Here is a 24,868-nt window from a genome sequence, read left to right as displayed (position 1 = left end):
GTTTTCATACTACAGCCGCGGGTGTTACCGAGAAGTGTGTTCCGGTGAAAGGCACCGGAAAGATTGAATATTTGTGCGCTAGCGCAAGAAAAAATTTGAACAGTTATCTGGCTACTCAGATCGGGGAGGCGGCTGTGGCGGGCTGTTCATTTTTGACTGGCAAGTCTGTGAATAATCCTGCAAGGAGTGACTGGAAAGTCGGTCCAGAAATAAGAATAAGGCGGGTCCGGACAAGAGAAAAAGTGCGATCGTTTTCCGTCGGCATTGCAGTGAGGCCGCAGTGCTTTACAAATCTTACGGATCACTTAATTCGGCTTTGCCGATGGCTGCTGGGAGTCCTCCCATCGAATTTTCCCACCGGCCGCCGCGGGCCGCTGAAAAAAGGAACCCTTTAATACCGAAGCTGAAAAAATATATTGAAGGGGATGGCACGGACCGCGCTGGTCCTGTCCGGCACCGTTGCCGCATTGCCGGCCGACGCGGGTCACTCCATCAGTACAGGCACGGCAAAAAGTATGTGCGTGAAAAGGCCCGCAAAGAGTTTCGTCAGGAAGTTCGCAGTGGTGCGCGGGTGAAAGTGCTGTCGGTCCGCTACAGCACTTTCACCACTGGTTCGCAGCATTGCTACCACGTCAATGGCACCTGCTGCCGCCAGGTACCGGAATCCGTGACCTGTATCGTGGTGAAAACGCCGCACCTCTAGCGACGGCGTTGCGCCAGTCGCCAGGCCCCGCCGCTAGAAACGGGACAACTCCTCACGCAGGTCCTTCTCCAGCTCGCGGGGCTCCATGACCCAGACACTCTTGTCCGGGCCCGGTAATATCCCCACTTCGATACCGTCGCCGTCCAGCCCGGGCAGCCACTTCTTCAGGAACTGGGGCAGGGCAATGCTCTTCGGGGCGAGGTCGGCGTCATCACCGGCATAGGCGGCGGCGAATGCCTCTGCAGGCCACACCGGCAGGTATTCGAAGCCGCCGTGCTCGTCCGAGTGCAGCTTCAGGAAGTGCTCCTGGCTGTTGACCAGTATCCAGACCTCACGCTCTTCACCGACCACATCCAGGAAATAGTCGTAGCGATCTTCGGTTTCCAGGCCCAGGATGGCATCCAGGTCTTCTTTGCTCATAGTTCGTTAACTTCTGCTTCTGCTGTTGGGAGCGGCCGATTCCGCATCGCCACTAGAACACAAACGGCTTACAAGTGCACTCTTCGCGAGTGCCAGTACCTGTCCCGCCAGTAGTAGTCGCTCAGCCTGGAAATGGTGACGCCGCGGGAGGTGGAAGCGTGGAAGAACTTGCCGTCCTCGATATAGATGCCCACATGCCGGACCTTGTGCCCGGTCTTGAAAAACACCAGGTCGCCGGCGCGGAGGTCGCTGCGCTTGATGGCCCGGCCAATCCGGGACTGGTGCCTTGTGGTCCGGGGAATCTCAATACCCAGGTGGTCGCGGTAGGTGGCATAGACCAGCCCGGAACAGTCGATGCCCCGCTTGCTCATGCCGCCCAGTGCATAACGGGTGCCTTTCCACTCCCGGTATTGGGCGTAGATTTTGTCCCTGACCGCCCCGGTGTCAGACAGGTGCTGCCCCTGCGTGTTGGCTTGGGCGGCTTGCTGCGGTGCGTCGCGATAGGGGGAAAGGCTACAGCCCGTTGCCAGGGCGGCCAGGCAAAGGATCTGTATCAGCAGCAGTTTCTTACGCATCGGTTATCTCGTGGCGAACGGGCGCACGACGCCTGCGCTCGGCTGGAGCGGCCTGGCACAGGGCCTCCATAGGCACCGGCGAGGCGGCAATGGGGCCAGGGAAAGGGCGGTCCAGGAGGCGGCGTTGCAATCAGCCCGGGTTACAGTTGTGCCACTCCCTGGCCTCCGGTCGGTGGAAGCCTGTGACACCCCGGCCCGGCAGGGCCATGGCACAATCGTATCAGAACGAAATCCCACCCGATGCCTCTCTGAAAAGCTGGGCGCCAGATTGTTCCGCACCCACTCCGGATTGTTCAAAATTTGACCGGCATTGCGGTTGCCGGCGCCAGTGGCACCTTCTGTGGCTGGCCGGGAGACGCACCCGGAGGGGACGAGTCGTCGGTGACGGCGGCTCGCGCATTCCTGGGGGCGCGACAGCGAAGCGCCATCTCCCCGCGCCGTGGGCCAGGGCTCTCAGAGGCCGGCACCGCAATAGAGACACCGCACATGCCGGCTGGCGGAGATACGGGCACAGGAAGGGCAGGTTTTCTTCGGCTGGTGCCTGCCATCGAGCCGGCCGTCACGGAGATCGATTTCCTGGATCTTCTTTTCCAGCATTGCGCGGGAGAATCCCATTTCCTGCATCAGCTCAGACATTGCCTCGCAGACCACGGACAGGTGATCAACCTGGTCTTGCAGCGCCTGGATATCGAGTCGATTGTCGCTGGATTTGCGTGCGGCGCCATCCGCCGTGAGTTGCGCGTCCCTGAGGCGGAAATGCCCGAACAGGCCGTAATTCGTCATGCTCTCTATCTCTGCTTTATCGTTATCGAGAGTGAACAGGTTGCCATGTTGATGGCAGTGACGGAAGTACTCCTGTCCTGTCAAGATCCTAACAGGCTTGCCTGCCAACCGTTCCAGGTGCACGCAGGACTGTCCCCAGACACGAACACTCACCGACCGGCACGGCGAGGAATATCGGGCCCGGTAGCCGAAGCCGGCCGGTACCACGGTGGCCCCTGTCCGGGGTAAAGGGCAACCGCCTCGGCGATACCTCATCACCGGGCAGGCTGCCCGAGTATGCCATACAGGCCGGTTCCCGCATGCTCGAACAGGGTTAGGTGTGGCGGGTAGAACGTGAAGAGGGGAAAAGCGATCAGGAGGAATGCCAGGCCGGCCCGGCTCGGCAGCCGCCAGGCCCTGGCTTCGCGTGGGCGGACAAGCAGCGAATAACTGAGCCGCTGGCCAACCAGGATCGACAGCATAAAAATCAGGATATCGAGCGCCAGGGAATTGTCGCCAAGGATATGGGTATAGGCATAAAAGCCCGCAATGATGACCAGGGGCATACAGCAGAGGCTGAGGCCCTTGGCCGTGGTGAAGCTGGTGGCTTCCTGCGCGAGAAACCGGGACTCCAGCAGGGCAAACACTACACCGGGCCAGAACACCAGCTTGAGATGCTCCCACACACTTTCATTGACCGGGACGAACGCCGCTATTGGCCGCCAGTGCCCGCTCCATTCATACGCGGAATGCAGCAGGAACCCGGCAGCCAGGATCCACAGGCCGCCCAGAATCTCCCAGGTACGCAGCCGCTGGTACCGGCGGCCCGGTGCTCGATGGGGGGACTGGGGTATCTGCTGCATAAACCTTGCTCCGGGACCGGCTGAACAGCCGCTGTGATAGGCGGCCTAAGACCTCCGGAACTGTGAACGCACGCTCAGGGCGGTCACCGTGACCAGTATCAGTACCATGCCGAGGATTTGCGCGCCAGCCAGGTTTTCATTCAGAACCACCACACCGAACAGTGCGGCGGTAACCGGTTCGACCATGGCCACAATCGAAGCCACAGTCGGGGCAATGTGATGCAGGCCAATAACATACAGGGCGAACGACAGCCCGGCACCAAAGACACCGAGTGTCACGAACAGCTGCAAATCGGCTGGGCCCGGGACGGCAGTGGCCCAACCGACACCGGCGGGCCAGATAAGGAGCACTGCAACCATTGCGAATGCCACTGAAAGAACTGCCTGCGGGCTGCCGTGCGGCGCGGCATACTTGAAGCCGAAGATGAATACCGCATAAGAAACCCCGGCCAGCAGACCTGCCGCCACGCCGGTCAGGGTGATACCGCTGGCGCTGGTTTTGTAAACCTGTGTCAGCAAGATGATGCCCAGCATCGCCAGGACAATCGCGGCCAGCTTGAGCGGCGTCGGCCTTTCGAGCCTGCAGGCGAATGAGACGAGATAAACGAATACCGGGGCGCTGTACATCAAAGTGGCAGCAACCGCGACACTCCCCTGCGCGATGCTGACGAAATAAAATGCAAAGTTACCTGCCACACCCAGGCCGGCGAGCGCTGACCAGAACCATAAGCGCGAACTCCCCAGGCCACTGCCACGGGGTCGCAGTAGCAGCCAGGCGAGGACGAACAGGAACCCGATCGCGCCCCGGCAGAAGGAAACGACAAAAGGGTCCCAGCCGCCGGCGATAAGAACGCCGGCGATACCGCCGGATAAGCCCCAGCACAGTGCTGCCAGGGCCACGAGCACTAAACCCGTGCCAGCCGCATGGTTTCTTGTGGGCAACAAACTGATACGTGGTTCCCTCCTCGACTGCCTGACACCCCGGGCACGAGTGTGGCACTCGCTGCGAACCCCCGCAAAAAAAGCCGGGGCTGGCCGCGAGAGGGCGGATATATCACTATTGCAGTGCGGGGTTACCCCTAGACGTTCAGCAGCAGGTGTTCCCGTTCCCACGGTGAGATTTCCCGGTGGAACTGGCGCAGCTCTTCCCTCTTGACCGCCGTAAACAGCTGGCAGAAATCCCTGCCCAGTATTTCGTGTACCTCGTCCGCCTCGGCAAAGATACGCAGTGCCTCGTCGAAGGTGGTGGGAATATAGGATTCCGCCTGTTGCGCGTCGTCGAGCTCACCTTCCGCCGCGGCGCCGGGCCCGATGTGGTTCTGCATGCCCAGGTAACCGCAGGCCAGGCTGGCGGCTATCGACAGGTAGGGATTGGTATCGACACCAATCACCCGGTTCTCCAGCCGGCGGTCCTGGGGACCGGAGTGGGGCACCCGCAAACCGGTGGCGCGGTTGTCGTAGCCCCACGCCGTATTGGTGGGCGCGCTGGAGTTGGCCTCCGACTCGAACCGCCGGTAGGAATTCACATTGGGGGCGATAAACGGCATCACCTCAACCAGGTGTTTCTGGGTGCCGCCGACAAAGTAGCGGAACAGGTCGGTGGGCTGGCCCTGCGCATCGGAGAAGATATTCTGCCCCGTGGCAATGTCGACCACGCTCTGGTGTACATGCATGGCGCTGCCGGGCTGGTCCCGCATGGGCTTGGCCATAAAGGTGGCGAACATGCCGTTGTTGAGGGCGGCTTCCTTGATGATGCGCTTGAAGTAGAACACCTGGTCCGCCAGCAACAGCGGGTCGCCGTGGGTGAGGTTGAATTCCACCTGGCCCGCGCCGTCCTCCTGGATTACCGAGTCGATATACAGGCCGGCTGCCTCGGCATAATCATAGATGGTATCGATCACCGGGCCGTATTCATCCACCGCCGACATGGAATAGGACTGCAGCGCCGTGCCCGAGCGGCCGTTGCGGCCGACCGGGGGCTGTATCGGCTCGTTCGGGTCGACATTCGGCCGGGTCAGGTAGAACTCCAGCTCCGGCGCAATCACCGGCATCCAGCCACGTTGCCGGTACAGGCCGATCACATGCTTGAGGACATTGCGCGGCGCACAGAAAATCGGCTTGCCGTCCAGGTCCTGCAGATCGTGGATGACCTGCAGTGCGGCCTGCTTGGCCCAGGGTACCGCCACCGCCGTTGACATATCCGGTACCAGCAGCATATCGCTCTCGGCCCACTGGTTCACAATGTCCATCTCCACGTCCTGGCCGGTGATGGTCTGGTAGAAAATGGAGATGGGCAGGAAGATGGGGGTGTCCGGCGAGAATTTCTTCAGCGGCATCGCCTTGCCGCGGGACATGCCGTTCAGGTCCGGAATGATGCACTCCACCTCATCCAGCCTGCGGCCATTGCGGTAGGCCTGGAAGGCTGCGGGTAATTCGTCCAGCCAGGAGTGGCTATCAAGCTGGGGCATTGTGACTCCGATGACAAGAAGGATTGATGTCCGGCCTGGCCCGCCAGGGGGCGGGCTTGAGTCAGCCTACCGGGTTTTGGTGCCGATGCCCATGACAACATCCATGCTGCCGCCCCCCGCGTCCAGGGAGAACGGCACGGTTACCCTGATATCCGCAAGGCCGGCTTGCCCGAAGGCATTGGCGATGTCCTCCCTGGAAAACCCGCTGCCGCCGTCGTCGGCTTCCTTCAGCCAGTCCCACTGCACCAGCCTGCCGTTGTCAGTCAGCAGCTCCGTTAACAGCTGCAGTGTCTCACGGTAATCGGGCACAAACGCCAGGGCAGAGGATGCGACAATAACGTCGAACCGGGTCTGGAGATGCTCATTCCGCTCAATCAGTTCCCGGGTTAACTCGGACTGGATTGTTGCGACATTATCCAGCTGCTTGGCATTCAGGACCGAGATCATTTTCTCCGACGGGTCGAGCGCGACGATACTGCCTGCCCGGGCGGAGAGCCTCTCTGTTAGCAAGCCGGTTCCGCAACCGAAATCCAAAATGCGGGCATCCGTGCAGTCGATGGCCTCATTAAGCGCTTGAAGTGCCCGCTCTGCATAGGTAACAACGTCACTGTTGCTGTCCCATCCCTCGGCATAATCATCCCAGCTGTTAGCACTCATACGGGTAATTCTCCGGCTGTCTGTGTATGCCCGGGCCGATTTCGGTGGGCAAGGCCAAGTCTCGTTTGTAATGACAGGGGAATATATTGATTGTGTAAAAGGTATGCAATTCATCTCGCCATCGACCAGGTGTCCTGAATCGCTGGAGTTACTGCCTGGGCGAGGATTGAACTCTTGTGTTCAATGGATAGACTGCTCTCTCAGCAATGTCCTTAAACTGCAGCGGGTGTCGCCGGGCGAGTCTCCGTAGGCACGCTGTCTGCACGTATTTTGCGCGTAGGAACGCTACCTTTTCGCTCTCCAATTCACCAACCTGGGTGCTGATTCAGCGGGCCGGCAATTCAAAAAATTTTGCTTTACCGGCACTTCCCGTTTTCGATAAGCTGCGCGACCGAAGTTTTACCTGTCAGCAGGATACGGATCGATGGATTTTACCGGCTACCTCCGCGTGCTCGCCAAGAATGATGGCTCGGACCTTTACCTCAGTACCGGCGCTCCGCCCTGTGCCAAGTTCCAGGGCGTACTGAAACCGCTGAGCAAGGAACCGCTTGTCCCCGGCCAGATCGAGAAGATCGCCATGGAGATCATGGACGAGGCCCAGCAGGCAGAGTTCAAGCGCGACCTGGAGATGAACCTGGCCATGACCATCCCCGGTGTGGGGCGTTTCCGGATCAACATCTTCTGGCAGCGCAACCAGGTCTCCATTGTTGCCCGTAATATCGTCACCGAGATCCCCAAGTTCGATGACCTGAAACTGCCACCTATCCTCAAGGATGTGGTGATGGCAAAGCGGGGGCTGGTGCTTTTTGTGGGCGGCACCGGCTCCGGCAAGTCCACCTCGCTGGCGGCGCTGATCGACCATCGCAACACCAACAGTGGTGGCCACATCATCACCATCGAGGACCCGGTCGAGTATGTGCACAAGCACAAGAAAAGCGTGATCAACCAGCGCGAGGTTGGGGTGGATACCCGCAGCTTCCACGCCGCCCTGAAGAACACCCTGCGCCAGGCACCGGATGTGATCCTGATCGGGGAAATCCGCGACCGGGAGACCATGGAGCATGCGCTGGCCTTTGCCGAAACCGGTCACCTGGCGATCTCCACCCTGCACGCCAACAATGCCAACCAGGCACTCGACCGGATCGTGAACTTCTTCCCCGAGGAGCGCCGGCCCCAGTTGTTAATGAGCCTGTCACAGAATATCCGCGCCTTTGTGTCCCAGCGCCTGGTGCCCACCGTGGACGGCAAGCGCTGCGCCGCAGTGGAGATCCTGCTGGGCACCCAGACCATCAACGAGCTGATCCTGAAAGGGGAATTCCACTCCATCAAGGAGATGATGGAGAAATCCGAGAACCTCGGCATGCAGACTTTCGATGGGGCGCTGTTCAAGCTCTATGTCGAGGGCCGCATCAGCCACGAGGATGCCATCCGCAACGCCGACTCTGCCAACAACCTGCGTCTGCGCATCAAGCTCTATGAGCAGGGCAAGAAGCCCAAGGCTGCAGCTCCAGCAAAAGCTGGTGAGAGCAGCCAGAGCCAGAAGGCCGGCTCTGGCCTCGAATTGTCCCTGGAAGCACTTGACGAGGAAGGGGAGCCGGAAAGCGAGCAGTTTTAGCGCCGCAGAGCTAATCTGGCCGCCATTTATTCCAGCCACTACTTTTCTCATGCCCGGCCGGTCGCTGTCTATACTTCGCGCTAAGTCGAATTGGTGCGAAGTGTTTAAGGTTGCAGAGCCTTCTTTCTGGCGGGCAATCCCGCTGTGCCCCAGTGAATATGGGCAGAATGCCTGCGGACGGAGAGGGTGAGGCACGGGTGACGAAGGAGAAAACTACCATGGCGCAACTTAGCCGGCGCGAGCTTGAGCTCGTCGCAATCGGCGCTGCACTGGGCAGCAATTGCGTGCCCTGCATCGAGTATCATATCCCCGAGGCGAAGAAAGCAGGCGTGTCAGACGAAGAGATACGCGAGGCGGTCCTGCTCGCTGACAAGGTGCGTAAGGTGCCCGCCCGTAAAGTGCTCGAGGCGGCGAATCGCATGCTGGGCGGCGACACACCAGACGGATAGAGCGCCGGGGCTTGATGCCCCTGGATGATAGCCTTTCCCTCCCCGTAGTGCCGGTAAACGCCCGTTTACACCGCTGTCAGGTCTTCTTGCTTCTCCTGATATCCCTTACCAGGTAGGACTTACCCTGGCCGCGCTTCAGCTCGAACAGGTCAATGGCCCTGAACAGGCTGCTCAGGTTCTTGAAGCCATAGTTGCGGCAGTCGAATGATGTCCGGTTGGAGATGTTCGATCCAACAGCGCCAAGCTCAGCCCAGCCATCGTCATCTTCTGTGGCTTCGATGGCATGGCGTAACAGGGTAATCAGTTTCGTATCTGACTTTATGTTCTTTCGTTTTTCACCGCTTTTCTCTTTGGCGGTTTCCGACTGATCAAGGAAGAGGAACTTGGAGCAGGCGTTCACAAAAGGCGGCGGCGTCTTGCGCTCGCCGAAGCCGAGCACCACCTTGCCCTCGGCCAGCGCCCGGGTAACCATCGGGGTAAAGTCACAATCCGATGAGATGAAGCACATCACATCAATATCCTTTGTGTACATCACATCCATTGCATCGATAACCAGGGCGATGTCGGAAGCATTCTTGCCTTTGGTCAAATCGTATTGCTGCACCGGCTGGATCGCGTGTTCATGCAGCAAATCCTCCCATGCCCTGAGGGTCGGGGATTTCCAGTTACCATAGGCCTTGCGAATCGTAACCACGCCGTACTTCGCCACCTCGCTGAGCACATCCTCAAACTTGCCCGCAGGTGCGTTATCCGCATCGATAAAAAGCGCGATCTTCTGTTTTATTTCGTCCATTTAGTATCCACCGCTTTGCCAAACAGGTTTGTATCAGTCACAGATCAAAAGCCCGGTACGGTACACCCATTAATTACCAGGCATTCTACGCCATAAATGTGGCGCTTGCTTAGACCGTGGGCAGAGTGCTGTGCATGGTTCCAGTTAATGAGCAATCTCTACCACGTGGTCCCGGCCATTAATAGGACGCGGGCGGTGGGCGGAAGTCTGTGCAAGGTGGCAGAGCCCTGGTCCTGGTGGCCTGCGAGGATTATATGTGCCTGAACCCGGCCCGGGCCAGAATGGCTGTTACACCGGACCATACGTGGCAGGGGTTGCCATGTGTCGCCGCAGGGTGCCTGGAGGTTCCTGTGTTTCAAGAGCCCGAGCATGACCTGGCTCCGCGGGACCGATCGGCCCCTGCACAGAAGCCGCTGCGCCGTGTTTACTGTCGACGTAGGTGCACTAGCGGAAAGGCAGGGTGAAAACCATGAGGCCGGAAAAGTAAATGGGGCCAGATCAACACTCAAGGTGCCACTTGCACCGTTAAGCACCATATCGATCTAACCCCATTCAGTTGAATGTTTTACCAGGAGATGACTGCGCCCGACGCGGCACTGATATCAAGCTCGCCGATGAAACGGGAGCCTACGCCGCTGAAGTAGGCGTGATCGCTTGCCTTTCCCCTGGCCAGCCCGCCCAGGTCGTCACCTGCAGCAATCCCGTTGATATGCACCTGCTCAAGGGTTTCACTGCCTATGTCGAATCGATAAAGACGAGAGCTCGCCAGCAGAATCGAGTTGTCCGGCTTGCTGTACAGAATCGACCAGGGGGAAAGTATGTTCAGGGTCAGGTTCGGGTTCAGCACGGTTCTTTTCCCTGTCTCCAGGTCTACCTGGAACAATTTAAAGTTCCCCGAAACATTGCCAAAGACATAGGCAACTCTGGATTCCTTGTCGACATCCATATGGATGATTCCGGACCAGTTGTCGCCACCCGAGTAAGTTCCGGTACCATCGGTGAGGACTGTTCCTGAACCAGTCAGCATATCTACGGCAACGATGGTGTCGCCACTGTCAAGATACCAGGCAGTATTTTCGTCAGAGGAAATGCTGATCTGGCTTCCTCCAGTCATTGTGAGTCCAAGGCTGGTATCTTCGCTGGTGATCACATCGCGATCACCCGTGGCGGGATCAACTGCAATAATGGCGCCACCCTCGACGGTCGAATCGATGACATAGGCAGTTCCAGAGGGACCGACGTCCACTCCAGCGATATTATCAAACAGGGGGCCACTGCCCCGGGTCGGCCCGGAGTGCTCTTCACGGTTACCTGTCTGCTGGTCTGCGGCGATCAGTTTGGGTGATTCTGTAGAGCTGCCGCCATCATAGGCGTCGACATAGCTTGAGCTGGCGACAAGGACGCGGTTGCCCTGTTCATCGAGCGCCAGGGGCCGGAGTGTATTTTCACCGGCGATGGGAATGCCCGAACCGCGATGGGTCATCGTAAACCAGCTTGCAGAGGAATCTGTCAGGCTAATCCGAATCAGGTGGTTCGACCTGCTGGCACTAATCAGGAGGCGGTTGTTGGTCTCATCCACCACCATGTCGGCGGACTGCAGGTTGAAATTGGCTAGCTCCCCGGCACTGCTTGTAGGCCCCAGGTGCGCAAAGGTCGAAGTATCCGGGTTTATCCGGTAAACAGTGGGGTATGGGTGGCTCGTTGCACCGTCGGCAATCACATAGAGCATGTCACCGCTCTCCGAGGCCGTCATAGTCTCGACGTGATCCCAGTCAACGCTGTTGAACATAAAGCGCTTGGTGCCGGAGTTGGCATCTATCTCGTATACCCACTCATTGCCCTTGTCACTCACGAACACCCGGCCGCCGGCGGCTGCCACCCTGGAATCCCTGCCCAGGATGCCCCCGTCGTTCGAGAGAACGGTTTCAGTGTTGCTGTTCAAGTCGTAATAGCGCAGCGAAAAGTCAGCTATCCAGTAAATTCGGCCCAGTGAGGCATCCAGTGCGGTGTCATGGATATTGCTGCTCTGCGTTTCCCGGACGAGCCCCAGGGATTCACCAGTATTGCGATTGAACTCAAAAATCTGCGTACCTTTAAAGCCAAAAAGGCGGGCATTGATATTGTCATACATGACAAAACGCGCCCACTCCGCCGGCCCCTGCCCGACCAGGGGCATGTCCGAACGGATACCGGTGTTTGGATCAAAAATTCCCAGGTAACCGCTGGTGTACAGTTTCCCGCGCGCAAAATCCCAGGCGATACTGTCCATGCGTTGGCTCTCGACCTTGCCGGGAACCTTCACCCGCAGGTTGTCCAGGTCCAGGATGTTTCCATAGATATCTTTTACGGTGATGGATAGGTCGGTCAGGCTATCGGGGGCTAAATAGGCCTGTGCCTGCCAGTTGGCAAAGTTGTCGCTGGTGGTCGCCAGAATGTCATTGACATAGACAGCGGCGACACCGGAGTCATCACTGGCCGTGCCTCTAATCACGATGGAGTCCCCTGTAGCCACGAATTCCCGGTTGCTTGGGAAGGTTATGGCTCCCTGGGGAGGTTGACCATCGTAACCTGTGGTCACGGAAAATTCAGCCGTCACGCCCCCGGCGGTAAACGTGGCCGATTCCGTCACCTGTGAATTGGGTGCGGACATCACACGTACGATGACGACATCACCGTTGCTGACAGAGCCATTGGCGCTGGTAAAGGCGCCGTCGTTCACAGCGTATTCACCATTCGATACCGAAACACTGGTCGCAGTGTTGATTCCGGATATGGTGATGCTGTTTGACGATATCCAGGCACTGACCGGGACCCCGGATTGCGCCTCGAACGAGAAAGAATCCGGAACCGAATCCTGGCTGGTGCCAGGAACATTCCCGCCGTCGCTGCCGCCGCCACCACCACCGCCGCATGCGATACTGGCGGATAGAAAGAGGAGCAGGAATAACTTGGTGTAATAGCGTGTAATCACAGCGCAAAACCCTTATTTTTTTGTTATGACGCCTAATAATATAAGGGGGCGAGGACTTATTGAATGAATATTTAAAAGAAGTCAGTTTTGATGGGGATGCCCTGAGTAAAGTGGGGTTGCCCTGAGTATATTAATGCGGGGACTAATAGAGGAGGGGGGCTACATCATGATACAGCAGGAAGCCCCGGAAATATAAAGTGACCTGTGCTACAGCACTGGATTTGTCGTATTCCAGGCAAACTATGGTGAACCTCCATGGCTTCTGCCAGCCGGCCAGGCCGTGTGCAGTCCCCGCCGGCCCGGAGTTCACTCCCCAGTATCACTGCGTTTCCCGATATCCATGGGGGGCTGCTCTACGAGCGGTACGAACGGAGTACACGCTGTTTTGACCGTCGACCGAAATGATAAAGGGCTGGTTCCTCGCGCTCTCGCACACCTGTGTCCGTCTATAACGGTAATGAGCACTCACTATCGTGCGGCAGTTCACATCGATACAGCGTAGCTGACGGACTGCAGGGGATGGGTGCACCTGAAGCTGATCCTGGCCTGCAAACCAGAGGTGCCGGGGATGCGTGACAGCGAGCCCCATGTGTCTCAGCCGCGCAAGCAGCCGTTCCCAGCCTCAAAGCTGCCGGCGCACCCTGGTTGCGGGGCCTGCCCTCACTTGGAAAACACGCTTTAGTGACCTGGGTCTCAGTATCAAAGGTTATAAGGAGTTGGGCGCTGCACTGATTCCGGATTGCCGTGGCCACCGCTTTCCAGTGGACGCCGTCTATCTTAATGCCCTGCCGCCTCCATGTGATCGGCCAGCAATTGGCTGCGGTTGTCACAATACTGAAGGAAGGCCTCGTCAGGGGCCTCAAATCCATCATTCGCGTGTCGCTCGAGTTCACCTGGGCGCACCCGACGCGCACCGCGATCGGTGGGCGGGTCGCCAGAGCCTAACATCGCATTCGCCTGTTCGACAATCGATGTGCGGGGACTTCACTAAGTTATACTTTCGTGCTCAGGTACATATCGTAAGCGGGCGATCAGCACTATGGAACAGATCATCACCAATCCAATGGCCCTGCTGGTGATGGTGGGTATCGTCTCGATTGCGTGCCAGTACCTGGCCTACAAGCTCAAGCTGCCGGCGATCCTGCCCCTGCTGCTGGCCGGTCTGGCGCTGGGACCGGTCACTGGCGTGCTCGACCCCGATGCCCTGTTCGGCGACCTGCTTTTCCCCGTCGTATCCCTGGCGGTGGCGATTATCCTGTTTGAAGGGGCCCTGACCCTCAAGCTGTCGGACCTCGGCGGGCACGGCTCTATGGTGCGCAACCTGTGTACGGTGGGCGTCCTGGTAACCTGGCTGGTCGCCGCACTCGCCGCCGGCTACGCACTCGGCATGCCCATGCAGCTGGCCGCACTCTTCGGTGCCATTGTCACGGTTACCGGCCCGACGGTCATTGTGCCAATGCTGCGTTCCGTGCGGCCCAATAGCCGTATATCCAACATCCTGCGCTGGGAGGGCATCGTCATAGACCCTATCGGCGCGCTGCTGGCGGTGCTGGTGTACGAGTACGTTGCTGTCTCGCAAGACGCGCTCGAGCATACCCTGGTCACGTTCCTGAAGGTGCTGGCTATCGGTTTTGGCCTGGGCTCGCTGATGGGGTACTTCATTGGTGCGCTGCTCAGGAAAAACCTGGTGCCGCACTACCTGCGTAATACCGCGGTACTCACCCTGATGCTCGGCGCCTACGCCGCATCCGACCTGATGACCCATGAATCGGGCCTGCTCACGGTCACGGTGATGGGTGTCTGGATGGCCAACATGAAAGGCCTGGATGTGGACGATATTATCGAATTCAAGGAAACCCTCAGCGTACTGTTGATTTCGGCGCTGTTTATCCTGCTGGCAGCACGGCTGGAGCTGTCCACGCTTACCCAGCTGGGGTGGGGGGCGCTGGTGGTGCTGGCGGCAATCATGTTTGTCGCCCGGCCGCTGGGCGTGGTCCTGTCTTCGCCCGGGTCAGGTTTGAGCTGGCGCGAGCTGGCACTGCTGAGCTGGATTGCACCACGGGGTATCGTGGCTGCCGCGGTATCCGCACTGTTCGCCCTAAAGCTGGAGCAGTTCGGGCTGCCAAAATCCGAACTGCTGGTACCGATGGTATTCCTGGTGATCATCGTCACCGTCGTCCTGCAGAGCCTGACGGCCAAGGGCTGCGCCAAACTGCTGGGTGTGCGCGCCCCCTATCCCGGCGGTTACCTGATCTTCGGTGGCAGCAGGTTCGCACGTATGCTGGCGAAAGACCTGATGGAGAAGGACATTCCCGTCCTGCTGGCGGATACCAACTGGGACGCCATACGCGAGGCGCGGATGGAAAACATCCCCTCCTATTACGGTAACCCAATCTCGGAGCACGCCAGCTTGACCCTGGATCTGTCCGCAGTTGGCAAGGTGCTGGTGCTGTCTCCCTACAGGCAGCTGAATCCACTGGTCACCTATCACTTCGAGCATGTGCTCGGCCAGGGCTCGGTGGTGGGGCTTGGCTACGGCCAGCAGGAGGGGCGGCCCAGCCACCGGGTATCGGAACAATACGCAAAGACACTGGAACTCTTTTCGGAGAAGGCAACCTTTGGCCGCCTTGCCAGCCTGGTGGCGCGAGGAGCAACGATCAGGACCACGGGACTCACGGAAGACTTCACCGTCGACGATTACCGGGAAACCTACGGCAACCGTGCCACGCCACTCTATGCCGTGGATCCAGACGGCAGGGTCCATCTCTATACGGTTTCACAGGAAGTTGATGTGGGGGAGGGCTGGCAGATTGCCAGCCTGGTCGCGCCAGAGGAGGGGGCGGAAGCGCCTGCACGGGGCTCGCCGGCGGCAGGCGGCCGCCTGCCAAACGGCTAGGGCGACATTACAAGCAGCGTTGCTGATCGCCAAAGCGGCGAGGCTTTATGCTACATTGCGCGCCGTATCCCCGTCCTCCCACCGCGAGCACACGCTATGAAACCCTGGATCGAACTCGGTACCGCCCGGATTCCCAATAATGGTGGCATACTCACGCTGCGCCAGCGCGACCAGGAGTTCTCCATCTCCCTGTCCGGCCCCCGTGGTGAACTGATGAACAGCCGCCGCTTCAACAGTGAGCGTGAGCTGTCGCTGCTGGGCTGCGCCCACCTGAAGAACCGCGAGAGCGCCCGGGTGGTAGTGGGCGGCATGGGCATGGGCTACACCCTCGCCGCCGCCCTCGAGGTGCTGTCATCCAGCGCCGAGGTGATCGTTGCCGACCTGATCCCCGAAGTGGTGGAGTGGAACCGTGGCCCACTGGGGGAATGCGCCGGCCGGCCCCTGAACGACAGCCGAACCAGGGTGCATATCGGCGATGTGCGGGAACTGCTGGACACGCATGACAGTGACTACGACGCCGTGCTGCTGGATGTCGACAACGGCCCTGAAGGGCTGACGCACAGCGACAACAACTGGCTGTACTCCCTCGAGGGCACCAGCTGTATCTACGAGAGCCTGCGGCCGGGCGGTATGCTGGCAGTGTGGTCGGCGGGGCCCGACAGCATGTATGTCAACCGGTTGAAAAAGGCAGGCTTCAGAGTCGAGGTCAAGACCGTGCGCGAGCGTCCCGGGAAGGGGGCGCGGCATACCATTTTTCTGGCAAAGAAAACGTCAATGTGACGCGCTGGAACGCAGGTTCGGCCAATTTATTGCTAGCCGGAGGCTAGGGATCCCGTATATTTATTTTATACCCTGATTTTTCACGGCGCTCAGGCCGTGCCAGTCTTCCAGCTCCTGGTCAGGGTTTTCAGACCTGAAGCGCGCATAAAGCGATATACCATTCCGGTCCTGCAGGATGTCCACTGGAATACCTTTTTCCTCCAAAAAATTTTCATTGCCGCCAGCATTGGTGACATCGCCTATGACCACACGACTGAACCCTCTCATATAAATCAACGTCGCGCAGATGTCACATGGACTCAGGCTCGTAAAAAGAGTCGTTGTACTAAAATCAATTCGACCGGCATCACGGATAGCGCAGGTTTCACCGTGGTTATAGGGGTGGTTCTCCTGAACAAGCGTGTTATGGCCTTTTCCCAGGATTTTTCTTGTCGAGTTATCAATGATAACCGCACCAATCGGGCAGCCTCCTTCGGCATAGCTCTTTTCTGCCAGGAATACAGCAATTCGCATGAAGTCCGTATCTGACAGCCCCAGTGTAAACTCCTCGGCCATCAAAACATGCAGGCTCTTGGTCGGCATGTGCGCTATAGCCCTTAATACTGCATCACTGTTCTCTGTCTGCTTATTGAAAAGGCTCATCATATTGGATTCTCAGGAAGTCGACCTGTAGCGCGGTTACTAGCCAGCGGATTTATTAGGCTAGTCGCCCGCAGCTGTATCAGCCACGTCAGGACAGGCAGTAACCCGCTCATACACGCAAGCCCTGGAAGAAGGAAGCGACAATCGGGGCCCAGTCCCCGGCGCTCGGGATGACGATTATGCCACTGGACGAGCATTGGCACAGCGCTGCCAGGGCCTCTGGACAACAGTCGCTGCGGGGTTTATTTCGGCGATGTGTGTGCGCTTCTGGACTGGCGCGGCAGTGCCTGGGACGCTGTATTAATGGATGTGGACAACGGCCCCGAGGGCCTGCCCCACAGCGACAACAACTGGCTGTACTCCCTCGAGAGCACCAGCTGTATCTAAGAGAGCCTGACTGCGGGCGGCATGCTGGCGGTGTGGTCGGCAGGGCCCGACACTATGTATGTCAACCGGCTGAGGAAGACCGGCTTTGACGTCGAGATCAAGACGGTGCGCGAACGGCCGGGCAAGGGGGCGCGGCATACCATTTTTCTGGCAAAGAAAACGTCCGTGTAAGATGCCGGGACAGATTAAGTCAGATTAATCCTTAGAGAACTCTTTGGCCGATTCAAGCTTGTATTTCCACCTGTCCACTTCACGATGAGCTGATACTCTTTCGTGATTGATTGGGGGATCATAATGTTGATCTGACCCATCTATCATTTCAATTCTGGATGGCCTCCCCAGATATTCATGAATTCCAGCCAGAGTGGCCTGCTGTCTTCCCCCGCTTCAATGTAAGTATCCAGCATCGCCCCAACTTGCTTAGCTTCACGGATTCTGTTATCAAAAATCATAAACACGTCTGGTCCGGAAACGTTATGCTAAAAATATACTTTCAATCGATAAGTGCGCTTTCCCGGTGCTGCAGGGCGTTTTGCTTCGTATTGCTAAGCCTGGTGGTCATGGTAAGTGCGCAGGCGGAGCAAAGGGAGCGCCCTATAGACGACTGTGCAGACTTGACTGCCTGTATGGCCAAGCTGTTTGAGGTGGCTGAACCCGCTGAGGCCAGCTACCTGACGGTCTCCGAGCGCGAATGGGAAGTTGCCCGGCGCCTGAGCCAGTTTGGTGATGCGGCAGCCAGGGAGTTGGTTCCGTTAATGGCACAAACCGATATTGATGTCGCGCAGGTCGCAGCCGTAGCACTGCGGGAAATGGATTCAATTGACCCGCGATACTTGCCCGATATTGTGGCTGCGCTGGATAGTGGCAGGGACCTGGGGTGGCTGCCAGTGGCTTTGGGTAAGATAGACGATCCCGAGGCTGCCAGGGAGGCGGTGAAGCGATACCTGAAGGAGGGGGATGCGGGAGGTAATCAGATCTCCTTTGCCGTTGAGCATAGTGGGGAACGCGCATTGCCCTTCCTGATCGACGCATCGTTGTGTAAGGACGGCTGCCCAGCAAATCGACATTATCTTGTCGGATATATCCTGGGAGAAATGGACGCCCAGACACGGGCACACGCAGCTCGTGAAATCATCAATACGCTTCCAGATGTCGCGCTTGCCGAAACCAGGGCGGGCATGGTTTGTATGATCGGCAGTCTCGGTCAGCCAGCTATCAACGTAGAGCGTGACCTGCTCCGGTTGAGGAGGGAGGATCCTCCTGTTCGCAACTGCGCAGACCGGGCACTAATCGGTATTCACTCAGAGTTTGCCGGCGAAGTTTTCGCTAAGGCGCTAGGTGAACAGCCGAATATTCTAGTCTTGCGAGATTTGTCTGAACTAAAAACCAGAGGAAAGAGTGCTGGTCCCGTAGTTGCACGCCTCCTGAAATCCCACGATAGAGAATTGCGAATTGGCGCAGCGCGCACGATAGGCTATCTAGAGTACAAGCCCGCAGTCCCGAAGCTGGTTGAACTGTTGAATGATGATTCCGATGTTGTGATGAATCTCGTGGCTGCAGAGGCTCTAGCTCGTATAGGGGGTGTTCAAGCTGGCGAGGCACTCAGAGAAGCTGCGGCCAGCCACTGGCATCCACATGTAAGGCAGGCTGCCTTACCTACCAGTAAAAAGCAGGGTGGTACGGAGCTTGGCGAAGACAGAAATTTCCCTGGTCGCTTCTTTGCCTATCAGCATTTTGCGACAGATTCCTGTGAATCGATAAGCGGAAATATGGTAGAGGAGCCCCGGGATGCCAAGCTATATTCCCGTTACGCGGCTAAAGAGTTGGACCGTTTGGCATATAAAGTTGAGAGAATCAGCTATATAGCAGCGGATGAAGCCGAGCAGCGAGCGGAAAACCCAGATGGCGTCATCGAGATTCATCAGGACAATATCAAGGAGATTCGCGAACAGGTTCGGCAAGTGCCTGCGAAAGGGCTCAAGGTAAATGGCGGCTGGCTTGTGGGAAGTGATCGCGGAGAATGGGGTGGGGAGCTGGTGTTTATTGACAACTCAGCTCAAGCAGAAGTGATTCTCAAGGCCAACGTGGAGGATATATACCGCCTGGGTCAAAGGTATATTGCGGTCACCGGCCTTGCCCACATGTTTTCCAATGAAGGTGCGGTTTATGAACTTAAGGAGGGGGTAGGGGGCGACTGGCAGGCTGAACTTTGGCGTTCTCTGCCCGGCGCACCTGGCAGGTCGTATTTTGTTGATACCGGTGAGCTATTTATTGATACTTATTCCGGCGGCTCTATTTTACTTGCAGCCGATGGCAGTATGCGTATGGCTGAATGTGCAAAGTAATTGAGCGAGGCCGGCTAACAGTTGATCCTTTTTCCTGTATCCCACTTATTGCTTTGAGGCCCTGGCGTATCAGGTTTGCTCGCAGCTCATTGGAGTGATAGAACAGATCCGCCACACCAATCCTGGTGATTTCCCGGTCGTGAACCGCTAACGTACGGGGAATCAGGGAGATGGGGTTAAATCGGGATTTTTCCGTGTTTGCTTAGAGTAATCCAATGCCAAAATCTTGATCTGACACCCACCCGTTCATTTTCTTCTAATTATTTAGTGAAGGAGACTTTGAGCAGGTGTCCCACCCCTCCCACTCGAGAGTATGAATGCCGGGCCATTCAGACCATGCGCATTTCCTCTTTTGGTCCAGTAGCAGTACGACATAATTAAATGCTGACTTGTCGAGATTGAAGAAATAGACCAAGTTCATTTCGTCATTGATGCCTGCCTTAAGGTCGTCAGCGAAGCTGTCCTGATATGTGTCCTGCCCCTTGAGTATTTTCTGGATTCTTCCATCCTCGTGGTAGAAGGAAACCGACTGAAATCCCTCCAGCAATTCACTGCCTGATTCCTGCACTCTAACGAATTCTGCCGGATTTATAGAAAATGCGTATTCACCCGGATTGCGGATATACTTGAACGGTACACCCGCAGCAAAATCCAATACGTTTACTCTCCCCGAATCAAGCGGCTTCTCCAGGCATAAGAAGTCGCTGGAAGGAAGCGAAATTTGATGAGATTCTCCAGATTCGATTTGGGTTGCAATAACTGAGCTTTCGGCTCTAGACGAGCTATAACAGACCCACTCCTCCGCCTGTGCATATGGGATGGCCATCCAGGGAAGAAGGGCGAGAAAGAGGTTAGTTTTTTGCATTTTTTATGATCCGCTATCTTGGTGTGACATGGTCAGCTGAATAATTTGGAAAGAACAGGCCTATGGTTCGCCGAATTTTTGAGTCTTGCAATGTCGAAAGTTTGATCTGAACCCGTTTATTGCTGTTATGCAGGTTCTTCTACCCTGGATGCAGTCGGCTGGCGTCTGGCCTGGGATTTCATGCGCTTCACTCGATAGGCGATCTGGTTGCCATTCCCCTTCCTCTTTGTGATTTCGAGTTTGCCTTTCAGGCTCTCTAATAACTGTGAGAACTTGGCCGCTCCGTAGGAGCGGGGATCGAAATCCGGCATCGATCTCTTCAGGAAGCTCCCTGCCGCAGAGGCGTTGGCCCAGCCGCTGTCATCCTGGAACTGCTCCCAGGCCTTGGTCAGCAAAGGGATAAGCTCTTCTGGATCACTCTGGCTCTTCCTGGCTGCCGGTGCTTTCGGTTTGTCCGCTGCCCTGGACTCTGCGGACTCGTCATCACCACCCAGGTTTTCGGTGAAGATGAAATCATCGCAGGAGTTGCGGAACGAGATGGGCGTCTTGCGTTCGCCAACGCCGAACACGAACAGCTCGTCCTCACGCAGGCGGGCGGCCAGCTTGGTGAAGTCGCTATCGCTGGAGACCAGGGCGAAGGCATCAAAGCGCTTGGAGTAGAGTAGGTCCATGGCGTCGATGATCATCGAGGCATCGGTGGAGTTCTTGCCGGTGGTGTAGGCGAATTGCTGCACCGGCTGGATGGCCAGCTCGTTGAGGGATTTCTTCCAGTTCTTCAGGTTGTCGCTGGACCAGTCGCCATAGGCACGCTTGATGACGATATGGCCGTGTGCCGAAATCTCGTCGAGGATCGCCTTGACCTTGGAGTACTGGGCGTTGTCCGCATCGATCAAAACAGCGATTTTCTTGTGGTCATCGAGGTCTTTCATTGCCTTCCTTGCTCTTGTTATTTCCGGTACTCAATTATTAGGGGTTGGCAGATGATTCCTAACCTGCCAAAATTCAACTCTTACCCCAACTATTCCTGACCCCAATTATTCAGGACTGTATTCAGTAAATGAAAACGTCCCCCAGGTCGACTTATCGCTGTCTTCTGCTTTTTCTGGATAGAAGGAATCAGTCCACTCACCATCACGTTTAATACTTACGCCAAACATCATATTCCAGCTGTTGCCTGGGAATTTTTTACGTAACACTTGCACTTGCCTGTGTAATCCTCTAAAGAATTTAGGGCGCTTTCCATCTTCGGTATCTTCATAACCAAAATAGGGTACCCAGAATCCAGTCCAATCCTTGAGAATCCACGTCTCGGGTTCACTCCACCCTTCGTCTGTGAGTACTCGTTCCCCCATTTGAGCGGAGAGATGAAACTTGTGGAGATGGCCAGTTGCTGCATTTTCTATGTAGAGATCCAGGACCGTGGTGTCTTCTGCTTTCCCTTTGGCGCAAACATATAAGGAGTCTTTATCGTGCATTAGATAAATGGCAGCCTCTGCGGGAAGCTCGATCTTTGTTGCTGCTTGCCATTCATCTTTCCCACAGTGGCCGTCTAATAGTGCAGCTTTGTTGGTTGGGTTGATAGCGATGGTTTCGGAAGCATTGGCTTCGCTGGTTACGAATGAAAGGGCGAAGCTCAACAACAGCAGTTTTGACATATTTTGCATGGGATGCCTCGGGTTGTTTCGGGTTTTGGGTCCTATAACGCTCGCAGCAATGCCGACCAGTGATGTTCATATTTTGTGCGAATCTTGGGGCGCAGTGACCCGCAAAAATCTGCATAGTGTTGGGTGTCCCGCGGAGGCCCAAAGGGCTGGAGCCTCGCTGCCTGTGATTCTTATATATGTATTAAAGCGCCCTTGGGCTACGATTACTACCGTATAAAAAGCAAATTGCCATTCCGGTGACCGTAATAACTTAGGTCAGATCACACTTTAGGCGCGTTCTTATTTTGAGTAATTCGGCGCCAAAATGCTGATCTGACCCCATTTGTTTTGCTGGTCGTGCCTGGAATAGGTTCAAGTTTCTCCACTGGCCGTGGCAATGATCTCGGGCACCAAATCGGCAGGAAACAGCGATTTGGACAAGTACTGCCGGCCGCCGGATTTGGCCACCAGAATCAGTCCCAAATCGGTTTCAATGACGCGCTCTATATCAGACCACAATAGCGCTGTTTGCGTATGGGCTGTCTGGGTCTGGATACCGTCATCATCTACAGTTAATTTCACTTCGCCGCCGGCACCCTTGCCCCACATCTGCCGTGTCAACCACCAGGCGCGCCGGAATCGAATATGCAGCAGCTCCAGAATCGCTAAAGCGATCAACATGTAACCGGCGACCTTGGGCTGCTCAGTGAACGTTAGTAAGCCTGCACCGGCAGCAAACAGTAATAGCGGGAACAGGTAGTTTGGCTTGGCACCTTTACCGTGGGGTAAAGACTGGTCGAAACACTCGGCAAGATATTCGCGGGATAGCGTAAATTGGGTATTAAACGGTTGCACGGGAGCCACGGGTTGTTTTGGGTTGCCTGTCATGTCTCAAGTTATACCTTGCCCCAGGGATTGTAGAAAGGTGTTTTGGGACTTCTCCAATCCTGGTCGGCGAGGAACAGACCCGCGAGGAACGACACTCCCAGCATGGCCCCAGCGCCAGGCATCGCCCACAGACCCCAGCGAATCATCATTAAAGAAACCACATTTCCCCAGGTTTTATAAATTAAACACGTGAGCGGGATTTTACCGATTGTGTGATGCGGTCGCCATTCTGCTGGGAGGAGGTTGGCTGTTAAAAAGCCAATGCGCACAACATTTGCCCTGCAGATATTGCAGGCGGCTCATCAAGTTCAGCGGTTCAGCTGTGAGCGGTAAAGAAGGGGGGACAATCAATGGATGTCCTTTTTATTGGCTCTATCTGTTACCACCGCCACACAGCGTGCCTACGCCATGAATCCCTGGGTCGAATTCGGTACCGCCGAGATTCCCAATAACGGCGGTATACCCAGGCTGCGCCAGCGCGGGCAGGAGTATTCTTATTGATTGGTGCCTGTGCCCATTACAACGTCCATCTGGTTTTCACCCGTGCCTATGGAGAAGGGGACGGTTACCTGGATGTGGGACAGGCCTGCGTCCCTGAAGGCGGCAGCGATGCCTTCGCGGGTAAATCCGGTATCTTCGCCACTGTCTTCCTTCAGCCAATCCCACTGCACCAGCCGGCCATTCCTGTTCAGCAGCTTGGCCAACAGTCGTATTGTGTCCCTGTAGTCCGGAACAAACGCCAGTGCGGAGGAGGCGACGATCAGGTCGAACCCTTCCTGGAGCTGCCTGCTCTCGTCGACCAGCTCCCGAGTCAGGCTGGATTGTATGGTTGTGACATTGCCCAGTTGCTTGGCGTCCAGTACGGCAAGCATTTTCTCTGATGGGTCGAGGGCGACGATACTGCTTGCCAGGGGAGAGAGGCGTTCAGTCAGCAGGCCCGTGCCCGAGCCGAAATCCAGAATCCGGGCGCATTTGCAATCCAGGGTTTCGGTCAGCGACCGGAAGGCGCGCTCTGAATAGGTGATTACATCGCTATTGCTGTCCCACCCCTCGGCGTAACTATCCCAGCTGTTGTCGGTCATTGCGGGTTACTTCTCCAATTATCAGTGCGAGCCAGGGTCGTCGGTAGTCGGTAAAATGTGGTCAGACGGAGCTTTTGGAGAGTCTTTATCCTGGGTGGTTCAACGCCAAAAAATTGATCTGACCCCATTTATTCTTGGCGCGTCTCGGGTTTGTTCTCGCCTCCACCTAGGTGATCAGAATCAACACCAAAAAGAAGGCCTGTTTTATCGGGTTCAGATGCGCAAGCGAACCAGAGAGCAGCCATAATGTTCCTTGAACAGTCTATTAGCCTTGTTGCAGCACCGTGATGTTGCAGTTTGGCCAAGAGTTCAAAATCTGATAACTCCCGCCCTGATTCAAACCGATAGCCCTGATGAGTTGCATGCCTCAGCAAATATTCTTCGTAGTATTGCATGCTACTTTCATTTACAACTCGATTGGTTCTAATGAGTCTTCTGTAGGCTGAGCTATGAATTGGCCAAGCAATATTGCTTTGTCCCCTCCATAAGTGGACGTTTCGCCTATCAGAAGAATGCTCCCTCGCCAAATCAAGAATCTCGGTCATTGAATTAGGCAAGGGTACAGAACCAAAAATGTCGGTGTCGCAGCATCCCATCGAAGATATTCCTAACAGCTGATTAGGCCACTTACATGTATGGCTTTGTGACCGCAAATATGACCGCTCCCACGAGACCCGCTACACAAAGACTTACCAGGGTTATCCTTGCCGTGATAACAGGAAGTTGCTCATTCTTGAAACCACTCCATGCAAATAGCTGTTTATTGATCTTCCACACAATTGCCGATGCAATGACGGACAGCACCGATAGGAGGAGAAACCGTTTTACGGCCAGCTCCCACCAATCCAGCTCGCTTGCAGAATACGCAAAGGCATCGCTCTCCATCCAACTGCACATCAGAAATGCTATCAGCATGGCATTGCCAAGCAGGAAGAGTTCCAGAAGCATTACGACAACCCGGGCACTCTGCTTCATCATTCCTCTTGGCTGGTCTTACCCACAAAAAGTAGACACTCTAACTACGCGCATTTGCGCTCATACTCTGCCGGGCTTACATACCCAAT

At 56.5% G+C, this 24,868-nt stretch carries 26 protein-coding genes; 8 read left to right on the top strand and 18 right to left on the bottom strand.

Annotated features, from left to right (window positions below; genetic code table 11):
* Positions 1–517: 517 nt before the first annotated feature.
* On the top strand, positions 518–703 hold the full coding sequence (locus LVD11_RS07560; protein WP_237057564.1) for a hypothetical protein: 186 nt from the start codon (positions 518–520) through the stop codon (positions 701–703).
* Positions 704–736: 33 nt separating this feature from the next.
* On the opposite strand, the gene LVD11_RS07555 is transcribed toward LVD11_RS07560, so the two are convergent.
* The 7 genes from LVD11_RS07555 to LVD11_RS07525 form a co-directional block, all read right to left on the bottom strand.
* A complete protein-coding gene (locus tag LVD11_RS07555; RefSeq protein ID WP_237057563.1) occupies positions 737–1,123 on the bottom strand; it encodes a DUF2750 domain-containing protein in 387 nt (128 codons plus the stop codon).
* 68 nt (positions 1,124–1,191) lie between these two features.
* On the bottom strand, positions 1,192–1,698 hold the full coding sequence (locus LVD11_RS07550) for an NlpC/P60 family protein (protein ID WP_237057562.1): 507 nt from the start codon (positions 1,696–1,698) through the stop codon (positions 1,192–1,194).
* A gap of 453 nt (positions 1,699–2,151) precedes the next feature.
* Positions 2,152–2,481, bottom strand: a complete 330-nt coding sequence (locus tag LVD11_RS07545) for a hypothetical protein (RefSeq protein ID WP_237057561.1) — start codon at positions 2,479–2,481, stop codon at positions 2,152–2,154.
* Between the two features lie 254 nt (positions 2,482–2,735).
* The gene (locus tag LVD11_RS07540) at positions 2,736–3,323 is read right to left on the bottom strand and encodes a DUF6512 family protein (RefSeq protein WP_237057560.1); all 588 of its coding nucleotides are present in this window, start codon (positions 3,321–3,323) and stop codon (positions 2,736–2,738) included.
* Between the two features lie 45 nt (positions 3,324–3,368).
* Positions 3,369–4,229 carry a DMT family transporter gene (locus tag LVD11_RS07535; RefSeq protein WP_237057559.1) on the bottom strand — a complete coding sequence of 287 codons (861 nt, stop codon included), beginning with the start codon at positions 4,227–4,229 and terminating at the stop codon, positions 3,369–3,371.
* A 173-nt stretch (positions 4,230–4,402) separates the two neighbouring features.
* Positions 4,403–5,791 carry a glutamine synthetase family protein gene (locus LVD11_RS07530; protein WP_237057558.1) on the bottom strand — a complete coding sequence of 463 codons (1,389 nt, stop codon included), beginning with the start codon at positions 5,789–5,791 and terminating at the stop codon, positions 4,403–4,405.
* A gap of 66 nt (positions 5,792–5,857) precedes the next feature.
* A complete protein-coding gene (locus LVD11_RS07525; RefSeq protein ID WP_237057557.1) occupies positions 5,858–6,448 on the bottom strand; it encodes a class I SAM-dependent DNA methyltransferase in 591 nt (196 codons plus the stop codon).
* A 424-nt stretch (positions 6,449–6,872) separates the two neighbouring features.
* On the opposite strand from LVD11_RS07525, the gene LVD11_RS07520 reads away from it, so the two are divergent.
* Both LVD11_RS07520 and LVD11_RS07515 read left to right on the top strand, forming a co-directional pair.
* On the top strand, positions 6,873–8,063 hold the full coding sequence (locus tag LVD11_RS07520; RefSeq protein WP_237057556.1) for a PilT/PilU family type 4a pilus ATPase: 1,191 nt from the start codon (positions 6,873–6,875) through the stop codon (positions 8,061–8,063).
* A 167-nt stretch (positions 8,064–8,230) separates the two neighbouring features.
* Positions 8,231–8,512 (top strand): carboxymuconolactone decarboxylase family protein, encoded by a 282-nt coding sequence (locus tag LVD11_RS07515; protein ID WP_237057555.1) that lies wholly within the window; start codon positions 8,231–8,233, stop codon positions 8,510–8,512.
* A gap of 76 nt (positions 8,513–8,588) precedes the next feature.
* Here the strand turns inward: LVD11_RS07515 and LVD11_RS07510 are convergent, their stop codons facing one another.
* Positions 8,589–9,305: an NYN domain-containing protein gene (locus LVD11_RS07510; protein ID WP_237057554.1), complete on the bottom strand. Its 717-nt coding sequence runs from the start codon at positions 9,303–9,305 to the stop codon at positions 8,589–8,591.
* 565 nt (positions 9,306–9,870) lie between these two features.
* Complete coding sequence (locus LVD11_RS07505) at positions 9,871–12,276, bottom strand: Ig-like domain-containing protein (RefSeq protein ID WP_237057553.1); 2,406 nt, start codon at positions 12,274–12,276, stop codon at positions 9,871–9,873.
* Positions 12,277–13,315: 1,039 nt separating this feature from the next.
* Here LVD11_RS07505 and LVD11_RS07500 point away from each other — a divergent pair.
* A complete protein-coding gene (locus LVD11_RS07500) occupies positions 13,316–15,172 on the top strand; it encodes a cation:proton antiporter (protein ID WP_237057552.1) in 1,857 nt (618 codons plus the stop codon).
* A 96-nt stretch (positions 15,173–15,268) separates the two neighbouring features.
* Positions 15,269–15,952 carry a spermine/spermidine synthase domain-containing protein gene (locus LVD11_RS07495; RefSeq protein ID WP_237057551.1) on the top strand — a complete coding sequence of 228 codons (684 nt, stop codon included), beginning with the start codon at positions 15,269–15,271 and terminating at the stop codon, positions 15,950–15,952.
* A gap of 60 nt (positions 15,953–16,012) precedes the next feature.
* Here LVD11_RS07495 and LVD11_RS07490 read toward each other — a convergent pair whose 3' ends face one another.
* Positions 16,013–16,597, bottom strand: a complete 585-nt coding sequence (locus LVD11_RS07490) for a nucleoside deaminase (RefSeq protein ID WP_237057550.1) — start codon at positions 16,595–16,597, stop codon at positions 16,013–16,015.
* 252 nt (positions 16,598–16,849) lie between these two features.
* Between LVD11_RS07490 and LVD11_RS16900 the strand changes: the two genes are divergently transcribed.
* Positions 16,850–16,981, top strand: a complete 132-nt coding sequence (locus LVD11_RS16900) for a hypothetical protein (RefSeq protein WP_255775467.1) — start codon at positions 16,850–16,852, stop codon at positions 16,979–16,981.
* A gap of 314 nt (positions 16,982–17,295) precedes the next feature.
* On the opposite strand, the gene LVD11_RS07485 is transcribed toward LVD11_RS16900, so the two are convergent.
* Positions 17,296–17,433, bottom strand: a complete 138-nt coding sequence (locus LVD11_RS07485) for a hypothetical protein (protein WP_237057549.1) — start codon at positions 17,431–17,433, stop codon at positions 17,296–17,298.
* Positions 17,434–17,607: 174 nt separating this feature from the next.
* Between LVD11_RS07485 and LVD11_RS07480 the strand changes: the two genes are divergently transcribed.
* Positions 17,608–19,326, top strand: a complete 1,719-nt coding sequence (locus tag LVD11_RS07480) for a HEAT repeat domain-containing protein (protein WP_237057548.1) — start codon at positions 17,608–17,610, stop codon at positions 19,324–19,326.
* 256 nt (positions 19,327–19,582) lie between these two features.
* On the opposite strand, the gene LVD11_RS07475 is transcribed toward LVD11_RS07480, so the two are convergent.
* The 4 genes from LVD11_RS07475 to LVD11_RS07460 all read right to left on the bottom strand — a co-directional run bounded on the left by LVD11_RS07475 (position 19,583) and on the right by LVD11_RS07460 (position 22,722).
* A complete protein-coding gene (locus tag LVD11_RS07475; RefSeq protein WP_237057547.1) occupies positions 19,583–20,191 on the bottom strand; it encodes a hypothetical protein in 609 nt (202 codons plus the stop codon).
* Between the two features lie 125 nt (positions 20,192–20,316).
* Positions 20,317–21,120 (bottom strand): NYN domain-containing protein, encoded by an 804-nt coding sequence (locus LVD11_RS07470; RefSeq protein WP_237057546.1) that lies wholly within the window; start codon positions 21,118–21,120, stop codon positions 20,317–20,319.
* A gap of 105 nt (positions 21,121–21,225) precedes the next feature.
* Complete coding sequence (locus tag LVD11_RS07465) at positions 21,226–21,846, bottom strand: hypothetical protein (protein WP_237057545.1); 621 nt, start codon at positions 21,844–21,846, stop codon at positions 21,226–21,228.
* A gap of 360 nt (positions 21,847–22,206) precedes the next feature.
* Positions 22,207–22,722: a YcxB family protein gene (locus tag LVD11_RS07460; protein WP_237057544.1), complete on the bottom strand. Its 516-nt coding sequence runs from the start codon at positions 22,720–22,722 to the stop codon at positions 22,207–22,209.
* A 366-nt stretch (positions 22,723–23,088) separates the two neighbouring features.
* Here LVD11_RS07460 and LVD11_RS16895 point away from each other — a divergent pair, with 366 nt between their 5' ends.
* Positions 23,089–23,223 carry a hypothetical protein gene (locus tag LVD11_RS16895; protein ID WP_255775464.1) on the top strand — a complete coding sequence of 45 codons (135 nt, stop codon included), beginning with the start codon at positions 23,089–23,091 and terminating at the stop codon, positions 23,221–23,223.
* On the opposite strand, the gene LVD11_RS07455 is transcribed toward LVD11_RS16895, so the two are convergent.
* From LVD11_RS07455 to LVD11_RS07445, 3 genes are all read right to left on the bottom strand, one after another.
* Positions 23,217–23,804 carry a class I SAM-dependent DNA methyltransferase gene (locus tag LVD11_RS07455; protein WP_237057543.1) on the bottom strand — a complete coding sequence of 196 codons (588 nt, stop codon included), beginning with the start codon at positions 23,802–23,804 and terminating at the stop codon, positions 23,217–23,219. The genes LVD11_RS16895 and LVD11_RS07455 overlap by 7 nt on opposite strands.
* A gap of 128 nt (positions 23,805–23,932) precedes the next feature.
* Positions 23,933–24,349 carry an FRG domain-containing protein gene (locus tag LVD11_RS07450; protein ID WP_237058266.1) on the bottom strand — a complete coding sequence of 139 codons (417 nt, stop codon included), beginning with the start codon at positions 24,347–24,349 and terminating at the stop codon, positions 23,933–23,935.
* A gap of 82 nt (positions 24,350–24,431) precedes the next feature.
* A complete protein-coding gene (locus tag LVD11_RS07445) occupies positions 24,432–24,752 on the bottom strand; it encodes a hypothetical protein (protein ID WP_237057542.1) in 321 nt (106 codons plus the stop codon).
* Positions 24,753–24,868: the final 116 nt, after the last annotated feature.

The organism is Microbulbifer sediminum (assembly GCF_021729035.1).
Lineage (GTDB): Bacteria > Pseudomonadota > Gammaproteobacteria > Pseudomonadales > Cellvibrionaceae > Microbulbifer > Microbulbifer sediminum.
Note: the sequence above shows the minus strand (reverse complement) of the source record. Positions and strands in the feature narration are given on the sequence as shown.

Bases quoted from the DNA above. Each gene is read 5' to 3' on its own strand.
- LVD11_RS07555 (WP_237057563.1), bottom strand. From the start codon at position 1,123: ATGAGCAAAGAAGACCTGGATGCCATCCTGGGCCTGGAAACCGAAGAT.
- LVD11_RS07550 (WP_237057562.1), bottom strand. From the start codon at position 1,698: ATGCGTAAGAAACTGCTGCTGATACAGATCCTTTGCCTGGCCGCCCTG.
- LVD11_RS07545 (WP_237057561.1), bottom strand. From the start codon at position 2,481: ATGACGAATTACGGCCTGTTCGGGCATTTCCGCCTCAGGGACGCGCAA.
- LVD11_RS07540 (WP_237057560.1), bottom strand. From the start codon at position 3,323: ATGCAGCAGATACCCCAGTCCCCCCATCGAGCACCGGGCCGCCGGTAC.
- LVD11_RS07530 (WP_237057558.1), bottom strand. From the start codon at position 5,791: ATGCCCCAGCTTGATAGCCACTCCTGGCTGGACGAATTACCCGCAGCC.
- LVD11_RS07525 (WP_237057557.1), bottom strand. From the start codon at position 6,448: ATGAGTGCTAACAGCTGGGATGATTATGCCGAGGGATGGGACAGCAAC.
- LVD11_RS07520 (WP_237057556.1), top strand. From the start codon at position 6,873: ATGGATTTTACCGGCTACCTCCGCGTGCTCGCCAAGAATGATGGCTCG.
- LVD11_RS07515 (WP_237057555.1), top strand. From the start codon at position 8,231: ATGCCTGCGGACGGAGAGGGTGAGGCACGGGTGACGAAGGAGAAAACT.
- LVD11_RS07510 (WP_237057554.1), bottom strand. From the start codon at position 9,305: ATGGACGAAATAAAACAGAAGATCGCGCTTTTTATCGATGCGGATAAC.
- LVD11_RS07500 (WP_237057552.1), top strand. From the start codon at position 13,316: ATGGAACAGATCATCACCAATCCAATGGCCCTGCTGGTGATGGTGGGT.
- LVD11_RS07495 (WP_237057551.1), top strand. From the start codon at position 15,269: ATGAAACCCTGGATCGAACTCGGTACCGCCCGGATTCCCAATAATGGT.
- LVD11_RS07490 (WP_237057550.1), bottom strand. From the start codon at position 16,597: ATGATGAGCCTTTTCAATAAGCAGACAGAGAACAGTGATGCAGTATTA.
- LVD11_RS07485 (WP_237057549.1), bottom strand. From the start codon at position 17,433: ATGATTTTTGATAACAGAATCCGTGAAGCTAAGCAAGTTGGGGCGATG.
- LVD11_RS07480 (WP_237057548.1), top strand. From the start codon at position 17,608: ATGGCCAAGCTGTTTGAGGTGGCTGAACCCGCTGAGGCCAGCTACCTG.
- LVD11_RS07475 (WP_237057547.1), bottom strand. From the start codon at position 20,191: ATGCAAAAAACTAACCTCTTTCTCGCCCTTCTTCCCTGGATGGCCATC.
- LVD11_RS07470 (WP_237057546.1), bottom strand. From the start codon at position 21,120: ATGAAAGACCTCGATGACCACAAGAAAATCGCTGTTTTGATCGATGCG.
- LVD11_RS07465 (WP_237057545.1), bottom strand. From the start codon at position 21,846: ATGTCAAAACTGCTGTTGTTGAGCTTCGCCCTTTCATTCGTAACCAGC.
- LVD11_RS07460 (WP_237057544.1), bottom strand. From the start codon at position 22,722: ATGACAGGCAACCCAAAACAACCCGTGGCTCCCGTGCAACCGTTTAAT.
- LVD11_RS07455 (WP_237057543.1), bottom strand. From the start codon at position 23,804: ATGACCGACAACAGCTGGGATAGTTACGCCGAGGGGTGGGACAGCAAT.
- LVD11_RS07450 (WP_237058266.1), bottom strand. From the start codon at position 24,349: ATGACCGAGATTCTTGATTTGGCGAGGGAGCATTCTTCTGATAGGCGA.
- LVD11_RS07445 (WP_237057542.1), bottom strand. From the start codon at position 24,752: ATGCTTCTGGAACTCTTCCTGCTTGGCAATGCCATGCTGATAGCATTT.